At 34.5% G+C, this 14,073-nt stretch carries 13 protein-coding genes; 9 read left to right on the top strand and 4 right to left on the bottom strand.

Features of this window, described 5'->3' with window-relative positions; genetic code table 11:
- Positions 1-44 precede the first annotated feature (44 nt).
- Together RD055328_RS01470 and RD055328_RS01465 are read left to right on the top strand one after the other, a co-directional pair.
- Positions 45-1,889 carry a beta-glucoside-specific PTS transporter subunit IIABC gene (locus RD055328_RS01470; RefSeq protein ID WP_244087052.1) on the top strand — a complete coding sequence of 615 codons (1,845 nt, stop codon included), beginning with the start codon at positions 45-47 and terminating at the stop codon, positions 1,887-1,889.
- An 11-nt stretch (positions 1,890-1,900) separates the two neighbouring features.
- Positions 1,901-3,340, top strand: coding sequence for a glycoside hydrolase family 1 protein (locus RD055328_RS01465; RefSeq protein WP_244087051.1), 1,440 nt, complete (start codon positions 1,901-1,903; stop codon positions 3,338-3,340).
- Positions 3,341-3,372: 32 nt separating this feature from the next.
- Here RD055328_RS01465 and RD055328_RS01460 read toward each other — a convergent pair whose 3' ends face one another.
- A complete protein-coding gene (locus RD055328_RS01460) occupies positions 3,373-4,227 on the bottom strand; it encodes a YitT family protein (protein ID WP_244087050.1) in 855 nt (284 codons plus the stop codon).
- Positions 4,228-4,437: 210 nt separating this feature from the next.
- Here RD055328_RS01460 and RD055328_RS01455 point away from each other — a divergent pair, with 210 nt between their 5' ends.
- Positions 4,438-5,265, top strand: a complete 828-nt coding sequence (locus RD055328_RS01455; RefSeq protein WP_244087049.1) for a DUF805 domain-containing protein — start codon at positions 4,438-4,440, stop codon at positions 5,263-5,265.
- Positions 5,266-5,291: 26 nt separating this feature from the next.
- Here RD055328_RS01455 and budA read toward each other — a convergent pair whose 3' ends face one another.
- Together budA and alsS are read right to left on the bottom strand one after the other, a co-directional pair.
- Positions 5,292-6,005, bottom strand: coding sequence for an acetolactate decarboxylase (gene budA / locus RD055328_RS01450; RefSeq protein ID WP_244087048.1), 714 nt, complete (start codon positions 6,003-6,005; stop codon positions 5,292-5,294).
- A 10-nt stretch (positions 6,006-6,015) separates the two neighbouring features.
- Entirely contained in the window at positions 6,016-7,692 is a 1,677-nt protein-coding gene (gene alsS, locus RD055328_RS01445; RefSeq protein WP_244087047.1) for an acetolactate synthase AlsS, read from the bottom strand.
- A 112-nt stretch (positions 7,693-7,804) separates the two neighbouring features.
- Here alsS and RD055328_RS01440 point away from each other — a divergent pair, with 112 nt between their 5' ends.
- Positions 7,805-8,221, top strand: coding sequence for a MarR family winged helix-turn-helix transcriptional regulator (locus tag RD055328_RS01440; protein WP_244087046.1), 417 nt, complete (start codon positions 7,805-7,807; stop codon positions 8,219-8,221).
- Between the two features lie 294 nt (positions 8,222-8,515).
- On the opposite strand, the gene RD055328_RS01435 is transcribed toward RD055328_RS01440, so the two are convergent.
- Positions 8,516-9,991, bottom strand: coding sequence for an LPXTG cell wall anchor domain-containing protein (locus RD055328_RS01435; protein WP_244087045.1), 1,476 nt, complete (start codon positions 9,989-9,991; stop codon positions 8,516-8,518).
- A 318-nt stretch (positions 9,992-10,309) separates the two neighbouring features.
- On the opposite strand from RD055328_RS01435, the gene dhaL (RD055328_RS01430) reads away from it, so the two are divergent.
- The 5 genes from dhaL (RD055328_RS01430) to RD055328_RS01410 are packed head-to-tail and all read left to right on the top strand — an operon-like array spanning position 10,310 to position 14,022.
- Positions 10,310-10,894: a dihydroxyacetone kinase subunit DhaL gene (gene dhaL, locus RD055328_RS01430; RefSeq protein WP_244087044.1), complete on the top strand. Its 585-nt coding sequence runs from the start codon at positions 10,310-10,312 to the stop codon at positions 10,892-10,894.
- An 11-nt stretch (positions 10,895-10,905) separates the two neighbouring features.
- Complete coding sequence (dhaK, locus tag RD055328_RS01425; protein ID WP_244087043.1) at positions 10,906-11,916, top strand: dihydroxyacetone kinase subunit DhaK; 1,011 nt, start codon at positions 10,906-10,908, stop codon at positions 11,914-11,916.
- Positions 11,917-11,935: 19 nt separating this feature from the next.
- Positions 11,936-12,484 (top strand): dihydroxyacetone kinase subunit DhaL, encoded by a 549-nt coding sequence (gene dhaL / locus RD055328_RS01420; protein ID WP_244087152.1) that lies wholly within the window; start codon positions 11,936-11,938, stop codon positions 12,482-12,484.
- A gap of 14 nt (positions 12,485-12,498) precedes the next feature.
- Entirely contained in the window at positions 12,499-12,870 is a 372-nt protein-coding gene (gene dhaM, locus RD055328_RS01415; RefSeq protein ID WP_244087042.1) for a dihydroxyacetone kinase phosphoryl donor subunit DhaM, read from the top strand.
- Positions 12,871-12,891: 21 nt separating this feature from the next.
- The gene (locus RD055328_RS01410; RefSeq protein ID WP_244087041.1) at positions 12,892-14,022 is read left to right on the top strand and encodes a glycerol dehydrogenase; all 1,131 of its coding nucleotides are present in this window, start codon (positions 12,892-12,894) and stop codon (positions 14,020-14,022) included.
- Positions 14,023-14,073: the final 51 nt, after the last annotated feature.

Raw genomic sequence — 14,073 nt, 5'->3', positions numbered from 1 at the left:
TTTTTAAACAGGTATATTTTGAGTTTTTTTATTGGAGGAAAATTATGGATTACAATAAATTAGGAAAAGACATTTTAGATAATGTTGGTGGGGAAGAAAATGTTAAATCTTTGATTCATTGTGCAACTCGTTTGAGATTTGTACTTAAAGATGAATCAAAGGCAAATGATCAAGTTATATCTGATATGGATGGTGTAATTACACTTGTAAAAAGTGGTGGTCAATATCAGGTGGTTATAGGTAATAGTGTTGGTAAAGTATACGATGCAATTATGAGTATAACTAATCTAGGAAAAGAAGAAGCTTCAGCAACAAAAGAAGAAGGTTCTAAGGGTAATTTATTAAATAGATTTATTGATATTATCTCTGGGGTATTCTCACCAATATTAGGTGTAATGGCCGGAGCTGCTGTCTTAAAGGGTGCTCTAGCAATTTGGTCAGCGATGGGCGCTGATCCAAAGAGCGGAACTTATATAATTTTATATGCCGCTGCTGATAGTTTGTTTTATTTCTTACCAATGATTTTAGCTGCATCAGCCGCTAAAAAATTCAAGACAAATGTTTATGTTGCAATGGCATTGGCTGGGGCTTTAATTTATCCGTCAATTATGCAAACATTTGCTGCAGGAACAAAAATTACTTTCTTAGGAATTCCGGTGATCTTAGCACAATACAGTAGTACAGTTATTCCAGCTATTGTGGCTGTTTATTTCTTAGCAAAATTAGAACACTTAATTCAAGATCGAATCCATGAAAGTGTTAGAAATATCCTGACACCATTCATTTGTCTAGTTATTATGGTTCCTTTGACATTCTTAGTTGTAGGTCCTGTAACTACTTATCTAAGTGATTTGTTAGCTCAAGGATATTCAATTATTTATAACTTTAGTCCAATTCTATCTGGTTTATTGTTGGGTTCATTATGGCAAGTGCTTGTAATCTTTGGATTACACTGGGGAATGGTACCAATCATGATGAACAATATTTCTAAGTTTGGTCGTGATACATTAGCAGCTATGACAGTTCCTGCAATTGGAGCTCAAACTGGTGCCGCTTTAGCCGTATTCTTCAAAACAAATGATAAAAAAGTAAAAAGTCTTTCGGTTTCAGCATTCGTTACTGGACTATTTGGAATTACGGAACCAGCTATTTATGGTCTTACATTGAAATATAAGAAACCTTTCATTGTAGGTATTATTTCTGGTGGTATTGGTGGTGCAATTGTTGGTGCTTCTGGAGCGGCCGCTAATGCATTTAATATGCCTAGCATTTTAACTTTCCCTGTTTATATGGGTAAAGGATTCATTTGGTTCATTGGGGCTTATTTCTTATCAATGATTCTTGCATTTGTAGGAACTCTTATTGTTGGAATTGATGAGCCAAGTGACAAGAAAAAAGATGTAGAAACAAGTAATGATAAATTAATCGAAAATGAAATAGTTCAATTACCAATTAGTGGAGAAACAATTGCTCTAAATAAAGTAGATGATGCAACATTTGCAAGTGGAGCATTAGGTAAAGGAATGGCTATTATTCCTGAAGATGATACGCTTTATTCACCAGTTAACGGTACAGTATCAATGATATTCCCAACAAAACATGCCATTGGAATTAATTCTGATAATGGAGCAGAAATCTTGATTCATATTGGTATCGACACGGTACAATTAGAAGGTGAAGGTTTCAAAGGATTTGTAGAAGTTGGTGATAAGATAAAGACGGGTGACAAATTAATAACCTTCAAGAACAAAAAAATTCGTGAACAAGGTTACGATACAACAGTAATGGTGGTTGTAACTAATAGCGATAACTATTTAGATATTCTGGATCAAACAAATGAAGGAACAGAACAAAAATATGGTGAAAAAGGTCTATCACTGATGATATAGGAGGATGAATAATGGCTAAGTTCAAAAAAGATTTCTTATGGGGTGGCGCTACTGCTGCTAACCAAGCTGAAGGTGGGTATAAAGAAGGTGGTCGTGGACTATCAATTGCCGATGTACTACCGGGTGGAAAGCAAAGATTCGATATCATTAATAGTGAAGATTTTAATTGGGAAATTGATGAGGATAAATACAAATACCCTAACCATGTTGCTATCGATCACTATCATCGATTCAAAGAAGATATTAAGCTGTTTGCTGAAATGGGATTTAAGGTATATCGATTCTCAATTTCTTGGTCAAGAATTTTTCCAAAAGGGGATGAATTAACTCCGAATGAAGAAGGATTGAAATTCTATGACCAAATGATTGATGAATGTTTGAAGTATGATATTGAGCCAGTAATTACAATTTCTCATTATGAAATGCCTCTATATTTAGTAACTGAATATAATGGATGGACAAATCGTAAGTTGATTGAATTTTACGAGAGATTCTCAAAAGTTGTCTTAACTAGATATCACAGTAAGGTGAAATATTGGATGACTTTTAACGAAATTAATAGTGCCGAACATTTCCCAGTAATGAGTCAAGGGCTTGTTAATTCTAATGGTGCTAAAGATAAGAAGAATGTTTTCCAATCTTGGCATAATCAATTTGTTGCAAGTGCTCGCGTAGTGAAGATGGGTCATGAAATCGATGAAAGTTTACAAATCGGAGCAATGATTCTTTATGCTACTTCATATGGATATAATTCAGATCCAGTTAACCAAATGGCTAACTTAGAAAGTGAACAAGAATTCAACTTCTTCTGTGGGGATGTTCAAGTTAGAGGAGCATATCCAGCTTATACAGATCGCTATATGGCTAAAAGTGGTATTAAATTATCAGATCTTGAAACGCAGCCTTCTGATTTTGAAGATATCAAGACCGGAACTGTGGATTACATTGGATTCAGTTACTATATGTCAATGGTAGCTGATGTTACCAATGCAGCTTCTGAAAGTGCTCAAGGAAATTTCATAGGTGGAGCTAAGAATCCATTCTTGAAGAGTAGTGAATGGGGATGGCAAATTGATCCGATTGGATTAAGAATTGCCTTAAATGAGTTATATGGAAGATATGAAAAACCATTATTCATCGTTGAAAATGGTTTAGGAGCAAAAGATGAAATAACTTCTGATCATCAAATAAATGATGATTATAGAATTGACTACTTAAGAGAACACATCAATGCTATGGCAGATGCTGTTAGTGATGGAGTTGATTTGATGGGTTATACACCATGGGGATGTATTGATATTGTCAGTGCTTCAACTGGTGAAATGAGTAAGAGATATGGTTTCATTTATGTTGATCTAGATAATGATGGTAATGGCTCTATGGATAGATATAAGAAGAAATCATTTGATTGGTATAAGAATGTAATTAAAACTAACGGTGAAGAAATATAAAATAAAAAAGGACTAATATTATTAGTCCTTTTTTATATGCTTCCGTTATGAACTTCGGCCATGCTGTCAGCCAAGATGAATGCATCTTTATCAATGGCACGAATTATTTTGAGGATAGCACCATAATTTTGTGATTCAGTGACAATCATTAACATCTTTTTGTCATCTTCTGAATACATTCCTTGAACGTTGAAGTAAGTACCGCCGATATCATCAATATTATTGATAACAGTATCCTTGATTTCTTCAATGTGAGTTTCGCTCATTATATAGATGATTTGTTTCTTATCAATACCAGTTTCGATGTAATTAATTACTATTGTAGAAAGACCAACTGATAAGATTGCTAGAAAGAATGCTTCCCAGCCAGCGGCTACGATATTTCCTAAACAGACAATAGCATCAATTACAAACAAACTATTAGCATTTCTAATGTGGAAATACTTTTTAAAAATCATTGGAGGGACGGTTGTTCCACCACTAGGTGTATCGAAACGATACAAGATTGATAAACCAACTCCAAAAATTATACTTCCTATTACAGCAGATAAGAATGTGTCCTTAATCACCATATCTTTAGGAGTGATTGCAATCATTGCTGGTAACACAATGCTTCCAAAAGTTATCTTAGCAGTAGTAACTTTGCCTAAGAATATATAAGAAAGAATCAACATAATTATATTGAGGACAAGTAATGTAGCAGCTAAAGGAATATTGAATAGTTCATTTAGAAGAATCGATACACCAGTAGCACCACCGGCAGCGATAGAATGAGGTGCATAAAAGAGTGTTACACTCATAGCAATTAATTCCAAACCAACAAGAATGAAAATTAATTGAATAAGCTTATTAATAATTTGGTTTTGAGTAGTAAATTTTTTATTCATAAATATATTATTACAAAAAAATAAAAGAATAGCACGAAATAAGAAAACAGTTGTGGTGGTTAATAATGTAATTGGGCAACTTATTATCAAAAAATAGAATATATTATTATGAATCTTAATTATTTTATTTTGTTTGAAAATAATGTGTGGTAACATTAATTCATATTGAAAAATTTAATTATTGATAATTAAAAAGCGGGGGATATAAATTTGCTTAAAGCATATGGAGATTTTTGGAAGAAATACGTTAACTTTAAAGATAAGGCTACAGTAGCTGATTATTGGTGGGCTGTATTATGTAATACTATTGTTTTTGCAATTATGTGTGTTATTTTGATAGCAGTCGGCATAGGACTTATTGCTGTAAATAGTTCTAATACGTCTAATGCCTTAGGAGTATTAATTGTTTACTTGTTAATTGCAGTTGGAATAACTTTAATTTGGAAATTAGCCACTCTAATTCCGAACGCGTCAATTTTGGTTAGAAGACTTAGAGATATTGGGCTATCACCATGGTTTGGATTGTTGCTTATTGTTCAAATTTTAATCAGTTTTATGGTTACATCTATTTCTAGAACTATCATTAATAATGTTATGTATGCTGGATATCTAGGCATGGGAGCTTATGGTAGTCCAGTCAATTACATGTTCAATGGTGTTAGTTGGTTTGAAGCAAGTTTGATGTTTGCTTCATTTGCAATTTCAATTTTCTTTTTTGTTGTTTCTTTAATACCAACAAAAAAATCAGGTGATTCAATTGATAAGAAAGTAACGGTTGCGGTTGCAGAAGAAAAAGTTGCTAAGACTACTGCAAAGAAACCAGCAACAACTAAAACAACACCAAAGAAAACTACAACAACAGCTAAAAAAGAAACGACAAAAAAGGCAGCTCCTAAAAAGACTGCCACAACAAAGTCAGCTTCTAAAAAGACAACAACTGCTAAGAAAGCAACACCTAAGAAAACAACAGCTGCTAAGAGTACAAAGAAAGCAACAACTACAAAAAAGGTAGCACCAAAAACAGAAGATAAGAAATAAAAAAGCATGCCAATTGGCATGCTTTTTTATTTTTCTGCTTCATCAATAGCAGAGCCGATACTATCATTATCAAAATTATGATTCATATATTCTGAGTTATTAATAGGCAGATGTTGTTCAAGTGTATCGAAGACTTGAATTTCTGACTTACCATGTTCAAGTTGGAAATCAAGAACGTGACCACCAATTGAATGATCATCAGCTAAGAAATGGCTATGACACCCACCAACAGCTACACCATGAAATACTTCAGGTGAGTAGTAAGTCAATAATGTGCCACTAACACGATCAGATTCAAATATACTCTGTTCTTTGGCTGTCTGAACTAAAGTGGGATAAGGTTTATTTGACTTAGCCACGGCTCTTGTTTTCATCTTAGAAAATTCACCCTTGGTAATTACGGAAAAAAAAGTATTTTGAGAGTTAGATTTTTCAATGATAGTCTGTTCAAAACTAGACATATCAAGATTGTTGAAATCAGAAAACTCATTAAAACTAGCAGAATGAGTAGTTGCAAAAGGAAGGGTGAAGTCATCTTTTACTAAATTAACAGTACCTGTACTATCAATTTGGTAAGGAACTCCATCAAGCATAATTAATTCGCCATCAAGACCCTGTCCTGTACCGATACCTGTATCACCGTGAGAAAATAATTCGCCCATGGTGATAGTGCCTTCTAATAAACCAGGAACCAGTAGTGCCAATGTTCCGTGTTGATAAAGAATATTTTTATTATTCATTATTTACCTCTTAGTAGAATGAATCAGCAATCATTTGTTTATTTAGTTCACTGTTATTACGGTAATCAATTGGAATATCAATTACAACAGGACCGTCTGTTTTGAATGCTTCATCAAGTGCGCTTGCAATATCATGGTCTTTATCGACAGTTATTCCTTTTGCTCCAAAACTTTCGGCGTACTTAGCAAAATCAACACCACCAACTTTAACTCCAGATGCTTTACCATATTTGGCTTCAGCTTGGAATTTAACCATATCATAATAACCATCGTTCCAAACAAGATGAATAATGTTTAGTTTGTGTTGAACAGCAGTTGCTAATTCAGCACTTGAGAACATGAATCCAGCATCACCAGAAACAGAAATAACTTTTTCTTTTGGGTTCAATAATGCGGCTGAAATTGCCCATGGGAGTGAAACTCCTAATGTTTGCATTCCGTTGCTGAACAATAATTTGCGAGGTTCGTAACTCTTGAAATGACGAGCCATCCAAATATAGTTGCTACCAACATCGACTGTTACAGTAGTATCATCTGCGACACGTTCTTGTAATTCTTTAATGACAGTTAGGGGATGCACTAAGTTTTCATCATCGGATACTGGTGGAAGATCTTTTAACTTGTGATCTTCTCGAACTTTATTTAAGTAAGATGTTGTATCAGCTGATAGATTGAATTGTTCTGTGAATTGGTCGGTTAAAGTATCAAGGGTATCTGCTAGATCACCACGCAAAATCAAATCTGGTTGATAGTCAGTTGAAATTTCAGGCAAAATATTATCCAAATTGATAATTGAACCTTCGCGATCACGATTCCAATTACGTGCTTCATATTCGATAGGGTCGTAACCAATAGTGATAACTAAGTCACTCTTATTAAGCAAAATATCACCAGTTTGATTGCGGAATAATCCGACACGACCATAGAAGTTATCAATTAAATCATGAGAAATAATTCCAGCTCCCTGGAAAGTTTCAACAACAGGGATGTTTACTTTTTTAAGTAAATTACGCATTGCAAAAGCAACTCGAGGTTCTGATGCGCGCATACCAGCAAGAATAACTGGCATTTTTGCATTCTTGATACGATCAGCAAATTCTTTTAATTGAGCGTGTGCCGGAATACCCTGAGCAACATCATGAACTGATTTGATTTCTGGACGTGTTACTTTACCATCCATAACATCTTGTGGAATAGAGATGAAACTTGCACCACTTTTTGGTGCTTTTGCCATTTGATAAGCGTTAGCAAAAGTTTCTGACAAGTTGTTAGGTTCCTCGATTTCAGCACTCATCTTAGTAAGTGGTGATAATAACTCTTTGTTAGCGATACTTTGGTGGCTACGACGAACTAAATCATCACGAGTAACTTGTCCACCAATAGCAACGATTGGATCACCTTCAGATGTAGCAGTTACTAAACCAGTAGCAAGATTAGCAACTCCGGGACCTGAAGTAACGGCAACAACTCCTGGGTTTCCTGTGATACGTCCTATTGCTCCAGCCATGAAAGCTGCGTTTTGTTCGTGACGTGTAATAATTAATTGTGGAGCATCTTTAATATTTTTTTGTTCTAATATATCAAATAATTTATCTACTTTAGCTCCGGGTAAACCAAATACAAATTTAACACCATGATTAATCATAGTTTGAACTAGTGCTTCTGCACCACTTTTTTCTGTTGGCATAATGGCCTCCTAAATTATGTTGATAAGTCAACTTGTAGATATCATATAAATTGTAAGTTGATTTGTCAACTAAAATATAATATGATAATGCCAATAAGAAGGTGAATAGTTAATGGAAGATTTAGGTAAGTTAGCACAAGATATTTCAGTATTGCACCGACAATTTTATAAGGATATGAGCGATAAATATCGTGATTATTCTTTGAATCCGACAGCAGCTTGTATCCTATTGATGATCGATGAAAATCCAGAAATTATTCAAAAAGATATTTGTGATCAATTAGTGATTGATAAAGCTTTGGCCACTCGTGAGATTAATAAAATGAGTAAGTTAGATTATATTAATAAGCAATCTGGATTTGGTCGCACAGTAAAATTATCATTAGGGAATACTGGAGAAAGAATTGCTCCTGAAATTCGTCAACTAAGACAACAATGGTGGTCGGATAAATTTAAAATGACTAAAGTAAATGAGAATTCTTCACTTGTTGAAGGTATACAAACAGTTGTTGATTCAATTGTTAAATAAAGAGGTTTCAGACATATTTGTCTGAAGCCTTTTTTGTTTGGATAAAAGAAAAACAACCACAAGTTTCGTGATTGTTAAAGGGAAAATATTCAATTGTAACTAATAACTTCAGCCACATAACGCATTCTGTTTTTCTTGTTTCGCTATTTTAGCGACGTCTTTTAGAGAATTTGGAGCTGAAACTATTATTATCTGTGATTTCGACTTCTGACCCCATCGGAACCACCTCCTTATCTATCTCTTACTTTATAACTTAATTATATATCCGTGCTGAAGATCATGCATATAATATGCTCAGCCTTTTTTATTTATTTTCCATCGATATACTGAGTATCCGGAAATGATAATAAGTATTAATAATCCAGCAACAACGGTCCAAATTGTTTTTTCTTCTCCGGTTTTTGGTAAAAGTGAAGAACGACTAATTTTGTTAGGTTCGTAACGGAATGACGAACTAACAATGTTAGAAGCTACTAAACCATCAGCTCCCTTAATTCCAGGTAGTCCATTTTTACCAGAAATTCCAGGGATACCATCTAATCCGTCTTGTCCGTTATTACCAGGTATTCCAGGTTCTCCCTTATCTCCAGGGTCACCTTTATCTCCTGGTTCTCCTTTATCTCCAGGTATTGATTCTTCATCTTTAGCAACTTGTTGAACTACCGTAGGGCCGTTTTTTACTGTTCCATTGAATTTTGCCTGAACATAGGTGTTCAATAGCTCACCAGGGTTTAAATCTATTACGGGAATTGAGAAACTCCCATCTGAATTGATTGGTGCAGATATTTTGGTTCCATCCGCTCTTCTTAAAACAATATCAAGATTGATTTTTTCCCCTAAGTAATATGGCAATATTTCAGTGTAACCTGTGATTTTATCGTCGGTTTTTTTAACTGGATCTATATAAGGAGCTTCAATTTCATAATTAGCTAATGGGGATTCTTCAGTTACTATTTCGGTAGCAACACTTGAAGAGTAGCGGGATAAATACCAATTGCCGTTTTCAGGATCTTCCATCAAATCCAGTCCAGTTATGATTGCCGATAGTTTTTCAAAGGCTAGTGCATACTTAAACATAAAAGACCCATCGAGTTTGATTTTTAAATATATTTCATTATTTTTATCAATCATATCTCTACTTAGGTCAAGATTATAGCTATCAATTCGCATACTTTCAAAACCAGTCTGTATTGTAATGGGAGAATAGGTAGCTCCCTCAAAGTCGATTTGATCAGCGTTAGGAATTATGAGCTCGATATGAGTATCGTTTTCTTTTATCGGTTTAATAATTGGGGTAGGAAGTTTTTTAGGGCTACTTTGTAATTGAGGATTATCAATTATAAATTGTGATGTTTCTGTTTGTTCTATGTAATCGCCATCCCTCAAAATCATTTTATAAGTGATTAAATCGCCATCTTCTATTGGTTCATCGAGAGGAATTAATCCGGATATGTCATTTGGTGAGTAAGCGTTAAGTTGCTCCAGCCCCGAATATTTGTCTAACGTCACGACATATTCTTTACCATTTACGGATGCAACTAAATCGATTGTGGCACCGATAGGAAGAGGCCTATCGGCTTTTTGACCGCGTAAATAAATATAACGATCTCCTGTAAACATGTTGTTATCTACATAAACTTTTTCTTCTAAATACTTGTTAGAACTACTTATTTGATCCGGTGTAATATCGGTTGCTTTTACTGAATGTATATTTGCCGGTATAAGAAGTAGTGTGGCAATTATTAATGATAATAGTCGTATTTTCTTCATTGTTAGCCTCCTTATAAAATAGGTGATAAACGACATTTAACAATGAAGCACCATTTAAAAATAAATGGATCATTATTTCTGGGAGTGCTACTTGTTAAAACAAAATAAGCTTGTCTTATCATGAGTCTCCTCCTTTCAATTGTAAAAGAACTACCTTGCTTACTTATATTTTATCAAGCAGCAAAAGGGTGAGTAAAGAAATATGATAGGTCATAAACAATTTAAAAAGAGAGGTAAAAACGGACACTAGTTAAAAACTGTCCCTTAAATTTAAAGCGCTTTCATTTTATAGTTGATTCATAAACAAGGAGGAGTTACATGTTAACAACAGATAATTCAAAAGCGTGGATGAAAAATTTCGCGAATAAAATAGACGAACAAAAAGACGAATTAAGTCGGATAGATAGTATCGTCGGTGACGGTGATCATGGAAATAATATGAGCCGTGGGATGCACGAAGTAATTGAACAACTAGAAATACAAGATCCACAAAATATTACCGAAGTATTCAAAGTTACCGCCATGTCAATTATGAACAAAGTTGGTGGAGCTTCAGGTGCATTATATGGGACAGCTTTTCTAGAAATGGCACGAGCAAGCCGTGAAAGTGAAGAACTAGTACACATGTTGCAATCATCAGTAGATAAGTTGCAAAAGCGTGGAAAAGCTAAACTTGGTGACAAGACAATGCTAGATACATGGATTCCTGTAACCGAAGCGATTAAAGAAGATAACTTAGATTTGGATACGATTCATTTAGCGGTTGATAGAACAAAAGAAATAAGAGCTTCAAAAGGTCGCTCATCTTATATTGGCGATCGATCAATCGGGTATCCGGATTTAGGTGCTTTATCAAGTAGTTATTTATTTGAAAGTTTATTAGAAACAAACGGAATTTTATAAGGAGAATAACAATGAAAAAAATTATTAATGACCCAAGTAATATTTTAGATGAAATGGTTAGCGGACTAGTAAGAAGCTATCCTCAATATTTGAAACGATTGGAAGATACTTTTGTAGTAGCAAGAAATGACAGTAATAAGACTAAGAAAGTCGGAATTGTTTCAGGTGGAGGAAGTGGACACGAACCACTTCACGCCGGATTTGTTGGACAAGGGATGTTAGATGCAGCTGTTTGTGGACAAGTATTTACATCGCCAACCCCTAATGAAGTTTTGGCAGCTATTAAAGAAAGTGATCAAGGTCAAGGTGTACTTCTAATAGTTAAGAATTATGCCGGAGACGTAATGAATTTTGATATTGCTAAAGACTTGGCTGACTTAGAAGATATCAGAGTTGAACAAATTATTGTTGATGATGATATTTCAGTTGAAGATAGTACATACACACAAGGTAAACGTGGTGTAGCTGGAACAATATTGGTTGAAAAAATTATTGGGGCAGCAGCACAAAATGGAGCAAGTTTAGATGAATTAGTTGCTCTTGGTAATGAAGTAATTGCAAAGACAAATACTATTGGATTGGCATTAGAACCTGCTACTGTACCAGAAGTTGGTAAACCAGGATTTGAAATTGCTGATGATGAAATTGAATATGGTGTCGGAATTCATGGTGAACCAGGATACAAACGCCAAAAATTAGTGCCATCAAAAGAATTAGTTGAAGAACTAGTTGCTAAGCTAGATAAATCATTTAACGGATTAGAAAACAAGAAATTTGCGGTACTAATTAACGGCTTAGGTGGAACACCTTTAATGGAACAATATATTTTTGCTAATGATGTTTTAAATAAACTGGAAGAAAAGAATGTTCAAGCAGCATTTACTAAAGTAGGAACATTCGTAACTTCAATTGAAATGGCAGGAATTTCATTAACACTTCTAGAACTAACTAATGACGAATGGTTGGATAACTTGAATGCTGATGCTCAAACAATAGGATGGGGTGATACTAGTGTTAAATAATGAGCAAGTAATTGAATGGATGAAACAATATCAAGAACAAATATCGAAAAACAAACATATGTTAAGTGAACTTGACGATGCCATAGGTGATGGCGATCACGGTAATAACATGGATCGAGGAATGACAGAAGTTGTAAAAACTTTAGAAGAGAAAAACCCTTCAACAATTACGGAGAGTTTCAAGATAATTGCTATGACATTGTTGTCAAAAGTAGGAGGAGCTTCTGGACCATTATATGGGACAGCATTTCTAGAAATGAGTAAAGCTTCAAAAGAGGATGCTGAATTGGCATCATTAATTGAAGCGGGTGCACAAGGAATTGCTAAACGCGGAGGAGCAACTGCCGGCGACAAAACAATGTTAGATGTCTGGCTACCAGTTGCCAGTGAACTAAAACAAAAAAGTTTAACAAGTCAAAAACTCGAAGATTTTATGAACTTAACAAAAGATATGCAAGCCAAAAAAGGACGTGCATCATATCTAGGTGAACGCTCAATTGGATTTGTTGATCCGGGTGCAGCTTCATCGAAAATGTTATTTGAAACTTTATTGTCAGCAATAAAATAATAGAGGTAATAAATATGTCGAAGTATGGAATTTTATTAGTATCACATGTTTCTGAAGTGGTAGATGGAATTAGCAGATTAATTACACAAGTTGCAGCTGATGTTCCTATTACTGTAGCTGGCGGAACTGAAGATAATGACGTTGGGACAAGTCTTGAAAAAATTAACCAAGCCATCATTGAAAATGAAGGTGAAGAGTTATTAGTTTTTTATGACTTAGGAAGTGCCAAGATGAATTTAGAAATGGCAGAAGAGTTTTCTGAGAAGCCTTTGCATATTTTTAATACGGCATTTATTGAAAGTGCTTACTCAGCGGCAGCACTTTTGCAAGTGGGGGTACCACTTGCAAAAATTGAAAAAGAATTAGAACCACTTATCATAAAATAATTTTATTAAGGAGATTTAACTATGGATAAAATGTTTGTCAGCCCAGATACATATATACAAGGATCAGGATTACTAGAACATAGTGCACAATACCTTGAAAAATTAGGTAAATACGTATTGATTATGTCAGATGAAATAGTTTGGGATATTGTTGGTAATGAATTTGCTGAATACCTAACAAATAATGATTTTAAAGTTGAAAAAGTTGTATTTAATGGTGAAGCATCAGTTCAAGAAATAGATCGAATAACTAAGATTGCTAAAGATACAAAAGCTGAAGTTGTAATCGGACTAGGTGGCGGTAAAACCATTGATACATCAAAAGGGATTGCACTAGAAGCTAATACTAAATTAGTTATTGCACCAACAGCGGCTTCAGCTGATGCACCAACAGCTGGATTGTCAGTTCTTTATACTGAAGAAGGTGTATTTGATCAATACAAGTTCTATCCAAAACATTCTGATTTAGTATTGTTAGATACCAAAGTAATCGCAAATGCTCCTGTAAGAACTTTGGTTTCAGGGATTTCAGATGCCATGGCAACGAACATTGAGGCTAAAGCTACAACTATGAAACATGGTGTAACAATGGGTAATGGTGCAGCAACATTTACTGGACGCGCTATTGCTGCCGAATGTGAAAGAGTGTTATGGGACCACGCTTTTGAGGCGGTTGAATCAAATAAGAATAAATTAGTTACACCAGCTTTAGATGCAATTGTTGAAGCTAATACATTATTGTCAGGGCTAGGATTTGAAAATGCTGGTTTAGCTGCTGCTCATGCTATTCATAATGGATTCACGGCAGTTAAAGGTGAGATTCATCATCTAACTCATGGTGAAAAAGTTGCTTTTGGTGCAATGGTTGAGCTAGTTCTTGAGAATACACCCCATGAAGTGATGGATAAATATATTGAATTCTGGTTAACTTTGGATTTGCCAATTACTATGGAAGATACACACTTAGACCAATTATCTGAAGATGAATTATTACAAATTGGTAAACTAGCTACTGCACCAGATGAAACTATGAAGAATATGCCATTTGAAGTAACACCAGAAATGGTTGTGAATGCTATGAAAGCTGCGAGTGCATATGTAGATTCATATAGAAGTTCACATACTATTACTCCTATTTTCAAAAGAAATTAGAACATAGTAGTTACATATAAACTGCCAATTATTTGTTACAATTGGTGTAAT

Origin of the sequence: Companilactobacillus sp. RD055328 (assembly GCF_022835675.1) — a bacterium.
In the GTDB taxonomy this organism is placed as follows: domain Bacteria; phylum Bacillota; class Bacilli; order Lactobacillales; family Lactobacillaceae; genus BQUT01.
The sequence above is the reverse complement of the archived record's forward strand: the minus strand, read 5'-3'. Positions and strand labels throughout refer to the sequence as shown.